The 14,682-nt window shown below is 59.4% G+C and carries 9 protein-coding genes; 4 read left to right on the forward strand and 5 right to left on the reverse strand.

Going from position 1 to position 14,682, the window contains the following annotated elements:
- Positions 1-318 precede the first annotated feature (318 nt).
- The 3 genes from WDZ78_RS00525 to WDZ78_RS00535 all read left to right on the forward strand — a co-directional run bounded on the left by WDZ78_RS00525 (position 319) and on the right by WDZ78_RS00535 (position 6,220).
- Entirely contained in the window at positions 319-1,515 is a 1,197-nt protein-coding gene (locus WDZ78_RS00525; protein ID WP_020011828.1) for a polysaccharide biosynthesis/export family protein, read from the forward strand.
- Positions 1,516-1,805: 290 nt separating this feature from the next.
- Positions 1,806-3,083, forward strand: a complete 1,278-nt coding sequence (locus tag WDZ78_RS00530; RefSeq protein ID WP_262514535.1) for an efflux RND transporter periplasmic adaptor subunit — start codon at positions 1,806-1,808, stop codon at positions 3,081-3,083.
- Entirely contained in the window at positions 3,080-6,220 is a 3,141-nt protein-coding gene (locus WDZ78_RS00535; RefSeq protein ID WP_425672018.1) for an efflux RND transporter permease subunit, read from the forward strand. The genes WDZ78_RS00530 and WDZ78_RS00535 overlap by 4 nt, the downstream gene beginning before the upstream one ends.
- On the opposite strand, the gene WDZ78_RS00540 is transcribed toward WDZ78_RS00535, so the two are convergent.
- The 5 genes from WDZ78_RS00540 to WDZ78_RS00560 all read right to left on the reverse strand — a co-directional run bounded on the left by WDZ78_RS00540 (position 6,217) and on the right by WDZ78_RS00560 (position 13,719).
- A complete protein-coding gene (locus tag WDZ78_RS00540) occupies positions 6,217-6,798 on the reverse strand; it encodes an invasion associated locus B family protein (RefSeq protein WP_425672019.1) in 582 nt (193 codons plus the stop codon). The two genes, WDZ78_RS00535 and WDZ78_RS00540, sit on opposite strands and share 4 nt — an antisense overlap.
- Positions 6,798-10,922 carry an autotransporter domain-containing protein gene (locus WDZ78_RS00545; protein ID WP_425672020.1) on the reverse strand — a complete coding sequence of 1,375 codons (4,125 nt, stop codon included), beginning with the start codon at positions 10,920-10,922 and terminating at the stop codon, positions 6,798-6,800. Before WDZ78_RS00545 ends, WDZ78_RS00540 begins: the two co-directional genes overlap by 1 nt.
- Positions 10,923-11,144: 222 nt before the next feature.
- Entirely contained in the window at positions 11,145-11,669 is a 525-nt protein-coding gene (locus WDZ78_RS00550; RefSeq protein ID WP_003506438.1) for a flavin reductase family protein, read from the reverse strand.
- On the reverse strand, positions 11,669-12,562 hold the full coding sequence (locus tag WDZ78_RS00555; protein ID WP_020011833.1) for an aldo/keto reductase: 894 nt from the start codon (positions 12,560-12,562) through the stop codon (positions 11,669-11,671). The genes WDZ78_RS00550 and WDZ78_RS00555 overlap by 1 nt, the downstream gene beginning before the upstream one ends.
- Entirely contained in the window at positions 12,562-13,719 is a 1,158-nt protein-coding gene (locus WDZ78_RS00560) for an LLM class flavin-dependent oxidoreductase (protein WP_020011834.1), read from the reverse strand. The genes WDZ78_RS00555 and WDZ78_RS00560 overlap by 1 nt, the downstream gene beginning before the upstream one ends.
- A 100-nt stretch (positions 13,720-13,819) precedes the next feature.
- Between WDZ78_RS00560 and WDZ78_RS00565 the strand changes: the two genes are divergently transcribed.
- A complete protein-coding gene (locus WDZ78_RS00565) occupies positions 13,820-14,524 on the forward strand; it encodes a GntR family transcriptional regulator (protein ID WP_425672021.1) in 705 nt (234 codons plus the stop codon).
- Positions 14,525-14,682: the final 158 nt, after the last annotated feature.

Genomic DNA, 14,682 nt, shown 5'->3' on the forward strand with positions numbered 1-14,682 from the left:
TGCGGTAATCAAAGAGATTATGGCAGCCGACTGAATATTGAAGCACAACAATACTGACACCATCAGGGGATTAAAACATCGTGCCTCACCCGAAGTTTTTCGGCGCAGTTGAGCGATGATGAACTTGAAGCATCGCCTGAAACTGGGCATATGCCTGATTGGGAGGCGTAAACATCTCGGGATGCGATTCCGCTGAACGGATGTAATGCCGGTTTTTATTTTCTTTACCAGTGTCATTTATGAAGTGCTTATTTTTAAAAACTTATACGATGTCCGGATTATTTCTGCTTTTCGGACGGCATTCATTTCGAGGACCAAATGCGTTTATTGAATGTTTCGATTCTGCTTGCCTCCGCAGCACTGGCGGGGTGCACGGTTACAGCGGCTTCCGGGCCCGATGCAGCGTCGATAGAATCTAACGCTTCCGTGAAATTTGCCTCCAAGGACAAACAGAAAACCGCAGGTGTCGACTACGCGCTGCTCGATATCAACAGCGCCGTTCTCAATTACGTCGGCGATACCACAACCACGACCCTGCTCGGCAGTTTCGGCGGCGGCAAGGGTGGCGTTCCGGCCCTGCCGATGGGTGTCGGCGATGTGGTGCAGGTCGCGATCTTTGAAAGCCAGGCCGGCGGCCTGTTTATCCCGAACGACGCGGGCAGCCGCCCCGGCAACTTCATCAGCCTGCCGAACCAGACGGTGGACCGGGAAGGCAATATCAGCGTGCCCTACGCGGGCAAGATTCGCGCCACGGGCCGCAATGTCGAGGATGTGCAGAGCGAGATCGAGGAACGTCTCGCCAACCGCGCCATCGAGCCGCAGGTTCTCATCACCAAGATTTCCAGCCGCTCCGCGCAGGCCTCCGTGCTTGGCGACGTCAAGGAGCCGACCAAGGTTCAGCTTTCGGAAGCAGGAGATCGGGTTCTCGACGTCATCTCCTATGCCAAGGGCCTCAGCGCCCCGAATATCGAATCCTATGTCACGCTGATCCGCCGCGGCAAGACTGCGCGCGTCAACTACAACCACCTCGTCAGCACGCCCTCCGAAAACATCTATGTGGTTCCGGGCGACACAATCATGGTGGAGCGTGAGCGCCGCACCTATCTCGCCTTCGGCGCTTCGGGCCTGAATGGGCGTTTCGAGTTCGAGGATGCCGATCTCAAGCTTTCGGATGCACTCGGCAAGGCGGGCGGGCTGCTCGATTCCCGTGCCGACCCCGCTCAGGTCTATGTCTATCGTATCGTCAAGCGCGATCTTCTCGTGAAGCTCGGCATCAACACGTCCAAGTTCCCCGGACAGGACGTTCCGGTCATCTTCCGCGCCAATCTGCGCGATCCGTCGACCTTCTTCGCGGCCACCAAGTTCCCGATGCAGGATCGCGACATCATCTACGTCACCAATTCGCAGGCCACCGAACTCTACAAGTTCCTGGATCTCGTCGGCTCCGTTCCGGCAACGACGGGCAATGTTGCCGAGGACGTTCTTGCCACACGCAACGCCATCCGAGCCTTCTGATCGTCGGCTTCTCGCCGCTCCATACCAAAGCCGCCCCGGAAACGAGGCGGCTTTTTCTTTGGCCGGAACCGGCGGTGAAGGTGAACGTGATCAAGCATGGGCTTTCGGCACGAATCCAAATCGTCCGCCCCTGAAAGACAACGCATGTAGCGACGGTCATTGTCGCCGCCATTACAAAAGTTTAAGGTGATTTCGCAGCGCATTGGGTGTCTTGTGGGGGAAAGCTGCTCCCAAGGCTTACCGCACATGTTCGGGAAACATGTATCGCTCTCATTACGCGGAATTTTCAGATGAAACGTTTCTGGACCGCCCTCAGCGTTCTTGCCATTGCAGCCGCCGGCACCTGGTATTTCAGGGATCGACTGCCGCTCGACCAAGTTCCTTACCTTAAACAATTCGCCAGCGTTTCGCCGCAGGCGAACACCGAAACGGCGGCGCAATCGGCCCAGAGCGGCCAGCCAGCCCGACAGCAAGGACAAAGACAGGGTGGAGGGCGGCGCAATGGCGCGCCACCCACCGTCAGCACCATCGCCGTCGGCAAGGCGACGCTGCCGATGGATGCAACGGCGACGGGCTGGGCGGTTGCGGCCGACATCACCAATATCGCACCGCTTCAGGCCGGCCTCGTCACCGAAATCGAGGCGAAGGACGGCCAGCACATCAAGGCGGGTGATCTGATCCTCAAGATGGACGACCGCATCGCCCGCGCCGCCGTCGACAAGGATAAAGCCAATATCGCCGCCGATCAGGCAACGCTTGAGCAGACGGAGGCGGCCTTCCAGCGCGCCGCCAATCTGGTCAAGCAAAGCGCGGAATCGCAACAGGTGCTGGATCAGGCCAGGGCAGCGCGCGACAGCGCCAGCGCCAAGATCGATGCCGACAAGGCAACGCTCGCCTCTGATCAGGTGACGCTCGAGCATATGGAAATCCGCGCGCCTTTCGACGGACGGCTCGGAGACATCACTGTCAGCCCCGGCGCCTATCTCAGCGCAGGCGTCAATATCGTGACAATCACCAAATACGATCCGATCTCGGTCAGTTTCCGGCTTTCGCAACGCTATCTGCCGCAATTGCGTGAAGGCGTGACAAAAGACACCGCTGTTGATGTCGATCCCGCGGCGACGGGCGGCGAGCCCATGGGCGGTGTGCTGCGGTTCTACGACAATACGGTGGACCAGACCTCTGGCACCGTGCTGGCCAAGGCGGAATTCAAGAACGATCGTGGTCTTTTATGGCCCGGTCAGTCCGTCAACGTAACGGCTCATTTTGTTTCGGATGAGGAAATGATCGTCGTGCCGACGGTCGCCGTGCGGCCCGGTCCGAAGGGCAATTTCGTCTATACCGTCGATAGCGACCATCATGCCCATATGACGCCGGTGGAAGTCGCCCGCTCGAATGGCGATCTCACGGCCATCGCGAGCGGGCTGAATGGCGGAGAGCATATCATCGTCGAGGGCCAATCGGAACTTGCCGATGGCCAGCTCGTCGTCGAGCAATTTTCCGACAAGGGCGGCGCGGCGGGCAATCTGGCCGCCAATATTCCGCAGGAAAAGGTTGGCGGCCAATGATCCCGAATTTCTGCATCAATCGGCCCGTCGCCACCACGCTTCTTGCCATAGGCCTGATATTGGCAGGGCTCGCAGGCTTTCGCCTGTTGCCCGTTGCGGCCCTGCCGAAAGTGGATTTTCCCACGATCAATGTCTCGTCATCGCTGTCAGGCGCTTCGCCGCAAACAATGGCCACCTCGGTCACCACACCGCTGGTGAAGCAGTTCGAAACCATTCCCGGCGTCAGCGAAATCAGCGCCACCAACACGCTCGGCAACAGCTCGATCGTGCTGCAGTTTGATCTCAACCGCGATATCGATGCTGCGGCCGCCGATGTGCAGGCGGCAATTTCGCGCGCGCAGCGGCAGCTGCCGAGCAACATGACGACGACGCCGAGTTATCGCAAAACCAACCCGGCCGATGCGCCGGTGCTGCTGCTCGCTGTCAACAGCAAGGAAATGCCCACCAGCAAGGTGGATGAAATCGCCGAAAACATCATCTCGCCGCTTCTTTCCACCATTTCAGGCGTCGCGCAGGTCAGTATTTATGGCGCTCAGACCTACGCCGTGCGCATCGGCCTTGATCCGACGCAGCTTCAGGCAAGAGGCCTCGGCGTCGACACCGTCACCACGGCCATCGCTCAGGCCAATAATCAGGTGCCTGTCGGCGCCCTGCAAAACGAAAATCAACGCCTGACGATCGAGGCGGACACGCAACGCACCAACGCCGAGGCGTTCCGCTCGCTGGTCGTTTCAACGACCAACGGCGCACGGATTCACCTCGGCGATATCGCCAATGTCACAGACAGCATCGACAACACCAATGCCGGCAGCTGGTTCGACGGCGAACAGGCCATCATTCTTGCCGTGCAGCGTCAACCGGATGCCAATACAGTCGAGGTTGTTGACGCCATCAAGGCCAAACTGCCGGCGCTTCGCCAGCAATTACCGCCTTCAGTCAATATCAACGTCATGAATGATGCCTCAACCGCGATCAAGGACGCGATCTCGGACGTGCAGTTCACGCTGTTCCTCACCATCGGGCTGGTGGTGGCGGTTATTTATCTCTTCACCGGACACCTGACGGCAACCATCATTCCGGGGCTTGCCGTGCCTCTGTCGCTCATCACCGCCTTCGGCATGATGTATGTCCTGGGTTACAGCATCGACAATATTTCATTGCTCGGACTAACCCTGTCGGTGGGGCTGGTGGTGGACGATGCCATCGTCATGCTGGAAAACATCCTGCGCCTGCATGAAAAAGGCCTGCCCATGCGGGAAGCCGCCCTTCAGGGCGCGGCAGAGGTCAGCAGCACCATTCTCTCCATGTCCATCTCGCTGGTTGCCGTCTTCATTCCCATCCTGTTGATGGGCGGCGTCATCGGCAGGCTCTTTAACGAGTTCGGCATGGTCGTCACGCTGGCGATCATGGCCTCGGCGCTGGTGTCGCTGACGGTGACGCCGATGCTCGCTTCACGCCTCTCCGGCCATTCCTCCAGACCGCCGGCGATCATCCGCTGGTTCGATGCGGGTTTCGAACGCACGCTGCGCGCCTATGGCCGCGCCGTCGGCTGGTGCCTTTCCCATCGCCGCATCGTGCTGGCATCGTTCCTCGCCTCGGTCGCGGCATCGCTTTATCTCTTCGAAACCCTGCCCTCCAGCTTTTTTCCCCAGGAAGACATTGGCCGTCTTTCAGTCTCGACACAGGCGCGTGAGGATATTTCCTACACGGCGATGCGTGACTTGCAGGCTCAGGTCGCCGATCAGATCCGCAAGAATCCGGCGGTGGTGCACGTCACCTCCATTGTCGGCGGCAATTCCCGTAACCCGCTGAACAATGGCTCGATGTTCGTCGAGCTGAAGCCCAAGGAAGAACGCGCGCCACTCAGCCAGGTGCTCACGGAACTTGGGCAGGCCACATCGAAAGTGGCGGGCATCCGCACCTATATCAATCCACAGCAGAGCCTGCGTTTCGGCGGGCGCAGCTCCGCCAGCCAATACCAGCTCGTCGTTCAGGGCCTGAATGCCGACACGACCAATGAATGGTCGAACAAGCTGATGGAAGCGATGCGCCGCGACCACACCTTCACATCAGTCACCTCGGACGCCCAGAATGGGGCGATCGCCGCAACGATTTCCGTCGATCCGGAAAAGGCGGCCGCCTTCGGCATCACCAATGACCAGCTGCGCAAGACGCTGGAAATGTCTTTTGGCGGTTATACGGCGGCGCAGATCCAGTCCACCGGCGACAGCTACGACGTGATTGTGGAGTTTGACAGCTCGAAACCGTGGAATGATGATTTCCTCAGCGATATCAACATTCTCTCGGCGAAATCAGGTGTTCTGGTTCCGCTCTCCAACTTCGCCACCCTCACCCGCACGCAAGCGCCTGTCACCATCAACCAGACGGGCCAGCTCGTCTCCACGACGATATCCTTCAACCTCCCGGATGGGGTAGCGCTTTCCGATGCCACAAGCCGGATCGATCAGATCAAGAGCACGATAGGCCTGCCGCAGGATGTCTTCACCAGCTATGGCGGCACGGCGGCAATCTTCCAGCAGAGCCAGGGCAATACCGGCATCCTCATTCTGGCGGCGGTGCTGACCATCTATGTGGTTCTCGGCGTGCTCTACGAAAGCTTCATCCACCCGCTGACCATCCTCTCCGGCCTGCCGGCGGCGGCCTTCGGCGCGCTGGTGGCGCTGAAGGTGATGGGCATGGATTTCTCGATCATCGCGCTGATCGGCCTGCTGATGCTGATCGGCATCGTCAAGAAAAACGCGATCATGATGATCGACGTGGCGGTGGAACTGATGCGCGAAAAGGCCGAACCGCCGGCTACCGCCATTCACGAAGCCTGCGTACGCCGGTTCCGGCCGATCATGATGACGACATTCTGCGCATTGCTGGGCGCACTGCCCATTGCACTCGGCTCGGGCGCGAGTTCGGAACTGCGCCAGCCGCTCGGCATCGCCGTGGTTGGCGGCCTCATCGTCTCGCAATTGCTGACGCTGTTTATCACCCCCGTCATCTTCGTGGAAATGGACAGGTTTGGCCACTTTCTCACCGGGCTGTTTTCCCGCAAAAAATCAGCCGAGAAACATGCTGAACGGCAAAAGCCGGAAGACGCCGCAGAACCCGATTCCGTCGCGGCTTAATACAGGCTTCCGAGGCGCTTCAACGCCTCGGAAAAACCAGCCGACTGCAGCTGGAATGAGACGGTTCTTCCCTGCAGATCCGGGGCTTCGATCGTCAGCGTCTTGCCTGTTTCCAGAGCTGAGACAAGTTCGACGAAGGGTGTGAAAGACACGACGCAGCCGACAGGAAGGCAGGTGCTCACCTGCACTTCCTGCAGCCGCACATTGCCGGATTTTATCGAAAAGAGTTTGGTGACAGCCAGGCCGAACGGCAGGACGATGGTGCCTGAGAGCTGTCCCGGCGTTTTGGAATCATCAAGCCGGAATTCGACCGAGACGACAAGTTTGCGGGTTTTTTCCTCAAGCTGCACCTGCGCGATGGCGCAGAGCGGTTTGGCCGGCGCCGTCTGCGTGGTGTTCGGATCGGCGGGATCTTTTTTCACTGGTGCGGCACAGGCAAGTTGCCAGCTTCCATGAACTTCATGCAGCGGCACGGCCGGGTTCGCGGCTTCCTGCGCACCGGCGTCACCCGCCATGGCCCCGGCGAAGACTGCAACAGCAAGCGCCACATTCCGCGACTTGTGTGGTCTGAACGACATCAGAAACGGACTCCCAGTTCGGCCGAAGCGGATTGATCCAGCACTCCTGCCCCAAAGACCGCGCCATAACGGAATGTCAAAGTGGCGGAAGGAGCGAGATCGTAGCTGAGCCCCAGGTTAAGCAGCGCGGCATCCTGCGTCATCGCTGTTCCTGCGACGGAAAATCCATCGCCGCCGGTATAAAACAATGTGCTCACCACTGACGGGTCACCATAGGCGTGCCGCCACCCGATATCGAACGTCGCCTGCCCGGACATGTCGTCCAACGAAATATCCCGACGCAAACGCGCACCAAGCGTCGTGTATAGCTGATCATGACTGGCCGAACCGGACGATACTGCGGCAACACCGCCCCTCTCGCCAAAGGCCTCCGTTTCCAGGTTCACATAGCTGATATTGGCATAGGGCTCGATGACGGTGCGATCGAGGTCGAAACGCCAGGCGGCCTCGGCAAAGGCCTGCGTTGTGGATGCACCATAGCTGGCCGTGAGATTTTCCTGCAATGTTGAAAAGGAAAGAGCGCGGCGCGTGTCGATATCCTGAAAGGCATGGGTCGCGCCAAGACGCAGCGATGCCGGACCGTTCGTCAGACCCGCATAAGCTGCCACATAATAGCTATCCACATCCGCCGATGCGGACTTCTGGCTTATGCTGTCGTGGCCGTAACCCGCGGCAACACCAGCACGCAGGCCGTCATCCAAATCCCCATCCAGGCCGATAAGGACGCCCTTGCCTTTGATATCCACCGTAGCGCCATTTCCATCGCCGTCGACACGGCCGCGCGATCCGAATCCATTGGACCAGAACGTAAGAGAACCCTCGTCCACACGCTGCATTCCGCTCCTGCCCGTCGCATTGCCGGCGGGCGTGATCGCACGCGCATCCACGCCGTCGAAGGCGCTGCGCAACCTCTCGAGAATGACAGCCCGCGTTAGCTGGCTGCGATTTATCAACGCCATGGCCAGTGACGGATGCAGCTCGCCGGCAAGCTGCGAAAAGGCGGATTGGGTTTCATTTTGCCCCAGAAACAATGCCGCCTGATAAAGCGCCGGATCTTCCCGTGCCGCCTCAACGGCATTCGCGGCGTTTTGGGCATTCTCCGACGATGTCTCAGAGGCAAGAAGCCCGGGGTCCTGTGATGCGCGGCTAAAGGAGAGATATGCCGTGCCGTTATCCATGCTCTTTGTGACGTCCACAATCAAATAAGCGAATTTCTCGTCCACGCCGGAAAAGGTGCCGGCAATACCGCCCGTTGCCGTCAGGATCGGATATTGCGTGCCGAGACTATAGGCTGAATGACTGGCAAGCGGCGTGACGACGAGTTTGACATTGTTGTCGATGGTGACAGTACCGGTGACGGCAATCCTGTCGGAATTGCCCGTCGCGTCGATTTCAACAGCATAGGTCGAGCCGCTGAGAAATCTCGCGTCGCCGGTCGATGTCAAGGTGCCGATTGAATTGCCGGGCGACAGCGTGCCCCCGGAAGCGACAGTCAGCCCGCCGATGGTGCCGGAACCACCAAGCGTCGCGCCGCTGCGGACGGAAACGGCGCTCGCGAGAGCGCCGTTGACGCTGAGCTTGCCCGATGAAACCTCGGTTGCGCCTGAATATGTGCTATTGCCGGTCATGACCAGATTGCCGTCGCCGGTCTTTCCAAAGGTGCCGGTGCCGCTGACGACATTTGAAAATGTGCCTGCCCCGTCCACGACGAGCTGCGCATCGTTGACGATCTGGCCGGAACCAAAACTTTTTGCCGCTCCAGTCAGCGTGCCGGCGGAAATCGTCGTTGTCCCGGAATAGCTGTTGTTGCCGGCAAGAACGAGGTTGCCGCCGCCCGTCTTTTCGACAGTACCGGAACCGGTGAGACTATTTGAAAGCGTGCCTGCCCCATCCACAACGAGTTGCCCGCTGTTGGCGATTTGACCAGAACCAAAACTTGTCGCCCTGCCTTTCAAGGTACCGGCAGATATGGTGGTGCCGCCGGAGTAGCTGTTATGGCCTGCGAGCGTGGTGACACCATTCTCCGCGACAACACGTCCGGCCCCCGAAATATTCGCGGAGAGGCCATAATCAGCTTCCGAATGATTGAAAACGATACTGCCGTTGCCGGCGCCGAAAACGATTCCAGCAGCGTCAACCTCACCCGCCGCTCGCGCCGTCAATCCCGCGCGGGCGCCTATGTTCAAGACGCCAGTGGAACCTGCCGCCGCCGCGATGACAATAGTGTGGGCCGCAAGAGCGCCGCCGCCAGTCACCTCGACTGAACCGTTGCCGCCTCCACCGATCACGAGAGCATCGTGGACCTCAACCTGCGAGCCAATACCACCAACATGCAGGAAGCCGTTTGATCCAGCCTGCGTGCCAACAAACAGGCGATTTGTGTCGAGAGAACCGGCATCGGTCACCGTTAAATTTCCACCGCCGCGCCACCCGACATAGGTTGAACCGGAATTGACGAGATTGCTGTCAACGGAGACGGTAACGATCGAACCCGCTCCGATAACGCTCAGCTTGCCGGAAGAACCGCCAAACTCGCCGATCGAAAGCTCGCTCGCCCGGATTTCGCCGCCGGTCATGACGGAAACCTCTCCCACGGTAGCGTTCTCATATCCGACGATCAGCGTCTTAGCGAGCGTCAGGGTCGAACCGCCGCCGCTGATGTTCACCACGGCAATCATCGATTTTGTGCCGACAATTGCGCTGTCGCTTGTTACCGTGCCGCCGGTATCGACATGCAGTGAAGCGTCGCCTTCCCAACCCACATTGAGATCGCCGGCGTTGTTGAAGGTGCTTCCGGCCCCGGAAACCGTGATAGAACCATTACTCCCCTCATTTGCCCCGACAACCGTGTTGACGGATCCGACATGACCGCCGGCTTTGACGCTCAGGTAGCCAGAGCCGGAAAGGCCGACAGAAAGGCCGTCGTCTCCGATCGTCCAGGTAGAATCCGCGCCATCAACAGTGGCGGAGCCCCTGGCACCCGAGACGGCGCCAAGTTGAACCGAGGCACTGTTGATGGTAGCGCCCGCCATTACATCGACTGTACCATCACCGACGGCACCGCCAGAATCGTTCTCATCACCGCCAATACTCAGATTGCCCGTGATCCACCGGGAATCGCTGCCCGTGACGGTGGCCTGACCGACCGAATGCCGGCCGATCACGACAGCGCCACTGATAACCTCCGCCGCCGTCCCGACAAACATACTTGCCGAGCTTTCATTGCCAACAATCAAGGGGCCGGAGGTTTCTAGAATGGAACCACGGCCGTTGACGGTCAGCGAACCTCCGCTCGATGTGGCGAGATTGCCGATGATGGTGGTCGCAAGACTCTTGACAACACCACCACTGGAGATCGTCAGAAGCCCCTCACCACCGTGGCCAATCACCATGTCCTGCGACACGGTAAGGCTGCTCCCGTTCCCCTCTACGGAGACGGTGCCTACAGAATCCATACCATCTGCGACCACAAATCCGCCGGTCTTGAACGTGCTCGCGCCCAGAATCTGCAACTGATCAAAGCCATCATCCGCCGCGACACCGACAAAAGTGGCGCCGGTATTATCGAAACTCGATAGATTGTTGAGAGTGAGCCAACCATGGCCCGAACCGCCACCCACGTAGACATTCCCACCGGAGACCGCCCTGCTGCCGGTGAGGGAGAGTTCCCCAATGCCTACGCCGCCAATAAATATGTCATGTTTGTTCGACCAATCGCCGCCGGAAAAATTTAACGTGCCCTCGACCAAATCCTCGTTGCCGAGTTTTGTATTGGAAGTCTTAAGGCCGCCCTCCACTGACAGCGACCCGTTCAGAGTAATGCCAATGCCGAGTTCATCGATTTCTGCGACACGCCCGGCGGCTATTGTCGGGCCTGGAGCGTTGATGGCGGCGAGGTCGTTCGCTCCCGGCACACGCGTGTACCCAAACCAGCTGCTTGGCGAGAACCAGTCATCCGAGGAAGAGCCAACCCAGGCGATGGATTCTGCAAATGCAGCAGGCGCGATGGCACAGGACAACGCCAGCGCAAAGAGGCTCGTTGATGCCCGCAAGAGGAACTGTCGGACGGGCCTAAAACCTGAGCCGGCCTTCGACGCCTCTTCCCGCAAGAAACCACCGGCCATCACCTCTCCATCATCGACGCATCGTTTCGCCCGTTAGGTCCGGCGAATCATCTCTTGCAGCCACTTAACCCGGTTTGAGAGATCAGCGTCAGTATAAAAAGAGAAGAATGCTATTTTACTTTGCAAAAAGGAGCGCGACCAGCGCGCTCCTTAGAAAAGTGGAGTGTTTCAATAATAACGGCGTCACTGATACCAAAAAGTCTGGAATGACCGAAGGTTCCGTTATTGCCGGGCAAAGCGACCGAAGGTGCCGCCCGAAAAACACAGCGGATCGCCATCACGATGCGCGGCGCGCAGTACCTCGCCGACGATGATGGTGTGGTCGCCCGCATCATGGGCGGCGGCCTGTCGGCACTCGAAACGGGCAAGCGTTCCGGGGATGACCGGCACGCCTTCGTCGTTCAATTCCCAATCCAGATCGTCGAAGGCGCGGCCGTTGCGGGTAAAGCGGGCGCTCAGCACGTCCTGATCGGCGCTCAGCACATGAATGGCGAAATGAGTCGCGCCGCTGAAGGCCTGATAACGGGACGAGCTTTTGGCCGGAGACCAGAGCACCAGCGGCGGATCGAGCGAGACGGACGCGAAGCTGTTGACCGTCATGCCGATCGGGCCTTCCGGCGTGGTGGCGGTCACGACAGTCACGCCTGTCGTGAAAGCGCCGAGCGCATTGCGAAAGCTGCGGCTGTTTTCCCCGCCGGGAACGAATACATGCTCATTGGGCATCTTGATCGCCTCTGCCACTGTCATCACGGCACCTCTTTTCCAATCGCAAGGGTGTAAAGTTCGAACCAGGTCTGGCGGTCCATCGTCACGTTGAGCGCATCGGCTGCGGTTCTGATCCGCTCGAGATTATTGGTGCCGAGGACCGGCACGATCTTCGCCGGATGACGCAGCAGCCAGGCGATCGCGACAGCCGTCGCATCAACGCCCTGTTCCTTACCGATGCGCTGCAGGGCAGCCATTGTTCCGCCATGCGCGCCAGAGAACAGCGAACCGCCGCCAAGCGGTGACCATGCCATCGGAGAAACGCGCTTTTCCTGCAGGAAGGCGAGATCGCCGTTGGTGAAGCAATCCGTCGCAAGGAGGCTCATCTCGATCTGGTTGGTCACCAGCCTGTTGCTCATGGCCGATTGCAGCAGGGAAAAGTCCCAAGGGCGGAAGTTGGAGACGCCGACGGCCTTGGCCTTGCCCGACGCCACCAACGCATCGAGCGCCTTGCCGGTTTCTTCCGCGTCGATCAGCGGATCCGGGCGATGAATGAGAAGGAGGTCGACATGATCCGTTCCCATGTCGCGAAGCGATGCCTCGAGCGAAGCGTTGATGTGGCCGGCCGTCGTATCGTAATGCTTGACGCGCGCGGCTGAGTGACGCCCGGCCGGCGCGACGATGCCGCATTTGGTGACGATTTCGATCTTGTCACGCAGACCCGGTGCAGCCTTCAGGCCGGCGCCGAGAATGGCTTCCGCCGTGTATCCGCCGTAGATATCGGCTTGATCCATGGTGGTGATGCCCTGCGCGAGGCAGGCCTCGATCTTCGCCTGTACATGGGCCGGTGAAGTGTCGGCGTCGTCACCGATGCGCCACATGCCGTAGACGATGCGGCTGAGTTCGAGTTTGTCGGAAAGAGCAATGCGTTCCATCAGTGGCGTTCCCCGTTGCCGAGCGGCGTGGCCGGCGTTTCAGAAGGCACCCGACCGTAAGCATGCGGCAGGGAGCAGGTTTTCATCTGCGGCAGAACCTTGGTGCCGAAATGTTCCGCCTCGTCAAGATGCGGATAACCGGAAAGAATGAAGGCGCGGATACCCATCTTCTGGTAGTCCTCCAGCGCCGAAAGAACCTGATCCGTCGAGCCGACCAGAGCCGCGCCGCAGCCGGAGCGCGCCCGGCCGATGCCGGTCCACAGATTGGGTTCGACATAACCGAACTTGTCGGCGAGTTCGCGGGCCCGCGCCTGATGCGAAACGCCGAGCGAACCGCTGTCATGAGCGCGGCTGCGGATCAGCTGGCCATATTCATCATCCAGCTTCGAAACCAGATGTTCGGCATATTCGCGGGCTTCCTGTTCGGTATCGCGTACGACCATATGGACACGCAGGCCGTAGTCCAGCGTGCGGCCATGGGCGGCGGCGCGCTCATTGGCGGCGCGCATGCGGTCCGACAGTTGCTCCTTCGTCTCGGGCCACATCAGATAGACATCGCATTGTGCGCCGCAGAGTTCCAGCGCATCGGGAGAGTAACCACCGAAATAGAGAAGCGGGCCGCCATTCTGCTGGTAGGGTCTTGCCGGTTCGGTCGACACACCCTTGAACTGGTAGATCTCGCCGTCGTGGTCGATGGTGTCGCGGGTCCAGGCCTGACGCAGAATCTCAACGACCTCGTGGCTGCGCTTGTAACGAAAGGCGCTGTCTGCCACTTCGCCGGGGAAATCGGAGCTGATGACGTTGAGCGTCAGGCGACCCTTCAGCATGTGATCGAGCGTCGCCACGGTTCGGGCCAGCATAATCGGCTGCATTTCGCCGCAGCGGATCGCGGCGAGGAAATTGATGCGGTCGCTGATCGGCGCGCAGCCGGCCACAAAGCTCAGCGTATCCTGCCCGACCTGATAGGACGAAGGGCAGAGAATGTTGCGAAAGCCGAGTTCTTCGGCTTTTTTGACGATGTCGGAGCAATGCTCGAAGCTGGAGCGCAGGCTGCCGTCAGGCACGCCCAGATAGGCGTAGTCATCGGAACACAAAGCGGAAAACCAGGAGACCTCGGCAGCATCGAGATCAGCGGATGTAACGGGTACGACGGTCATGCAATTCCTCCTAAAGGCCGCTCTCGTTTTTCTTGCATAACATCAAGAAATATGTAAATCAATGATGTATCAATTTTTGTTTCGGGGGAGGAAACGGTACATGAAACACACTGGTGGCAGCCTGCCCATGTATATGCAGATCGCCGAAATGCTGGTGCGCGAAGTGGCGGCGGGCCGGTTGATCGATGGCGAGAAGCTGGCGCCGGAGCGCGATATGGCGGCAGATCTCGGTATCGCCGTCGGCACGCTGCGCAAGGCGCTTGCCGAACTGCAGGAGCGCGGCCTTCTGGAGCGCGTGCAGGGTTCCGGCAACTACATCCGCGCCGTCAGCGATCCACAAAGCGTCTATGCCTTCTTCCGCCTCGAACTGATCGAAGGCGGCGGCCTGCCGACGGCGGAGGTTCTGGATGTGGCCCGCCTTGCCAAGCCCGCTGACCTGCCCGCTTTCGGCACATCGGCGGAAGGGCACAGGATCCGCCGCCTGCGGCGCATCGCCGGCAAACCCGCAGCCATCGAGGAGATCTGGCTTGATGGTTCTTACGTCGACACAATCGCCATCGAGAACATGTCGGAATCCCTCTACCTCTATTACCGCACCCGCCTCAACCTCTGGATATCGAAGGCGGAGGATCGCATCGATCTCGGCGACGTGCCCGAATGGGCTCCCGAGGTTTTCGGCCAGAAAGCCGGCGTTTCGGTGCCGCGGGTTCTGCGCCTCAGCCAGGCGCAGGATGGCGCCGTGGCCGAAGTTTCATGGACCTGGTTCGACCATACCGTCGCACGATACGTTTCACGCATACGTTGAGATTGCGCAAATTTCGCGTGATCCACATGGATGAAAGAATTTGACGGGAGGCAAGCAAGCAGCAGCCTGCCGTTGGGCTGATTTTGCAGTTATATTTCTTTTAATCAATGGGTTAATAGTTTTTGATTTCTGTCAGAAATAAAATTGATACACTATTG

This window comes from Agrobacterium sp. M50-1 (assembly GCF_049843495.1).
In the GTDB taxonomy this organism is placed as follows: domain Bacteria; phylum Pseudomonadota; class Alphaproteobacteria; order Rhizobiales; family Rhizobiaceae; genus Agrobacterium; species Agrobacterium radiobacter.

What these genes read in the sequence shown, in the direction of transcription:
- WDZ78_RS00525 (WP_020011828.1), top strand. Translation starts at nt 319, where the DNA reads ATGCGTTTATTGAATGTTTCGATTCTGCTTGCCTCCGCAGCACTGGCG.
- WDZ78_RS00530 (WP_262514535.1), top strand. Translation starts at nt 1,806, where the DNA reads ATGAAACGTTTCTGGACCGCCCTCAGCGTTCTTGCCATTGCAGCCGCC.
- WDZ78_RS00535 (WP_425672018.1), top strand. Translation starts at nt 3,080, where the DNA reads ATGATCCCGAATTTCTGCATCAATCGGCCCGTCGCCACCACGCTTCTT.
- WDZ78_RS00540 (WP_425672019.1), bottom strand. Translation starts at nt 6,798, where the DNA reads ATGTCGTTCAGACCACACAAGTCGCGGAATGTGGCGCTTGCTGTTGCA.
- WDZ78_RS00545 (WP_425672020.1), bottom strand. Translation starts at nt 10,922, where the DNA reads ATGGCCGGTGGTTTCTTGCGGGAAGAGGCGTCGAAGGCCGGCTCAGGT.
- WDZ78_RS00550 (WP_003506438.1), bottom strand. Translation starts at nt 11,669, where the DNA reads ATGACAGTGGCAGAGGCGATCAAGATGCCCAATGAGCATGTATTCGTT.
- WDZ78_RS00555 (WP_020011833.1), bottom strand. Translation starts at nt 12,562, where the DNA reads ATGGAACGCATTGCTCTTTCCGACAAACTCGAACTCAGCCGCATCGTC.
- WDZ78_RS00560 (WP_020011834.1), bottom strand. Translation starts at nt 13,719, where the DNA reads ATGACCGTCGTACCCGTTACATCCGCTGATCTCGATGCTGCCGAGGTC.
- WDZ78_RS00565 (WP_425672021.1), top strand. Translation starts at nt 13,820, where the DNA reads ATGAAACACACTGGTGGCAGCCTGCCCATGTATATGCAGATCGCCGAA.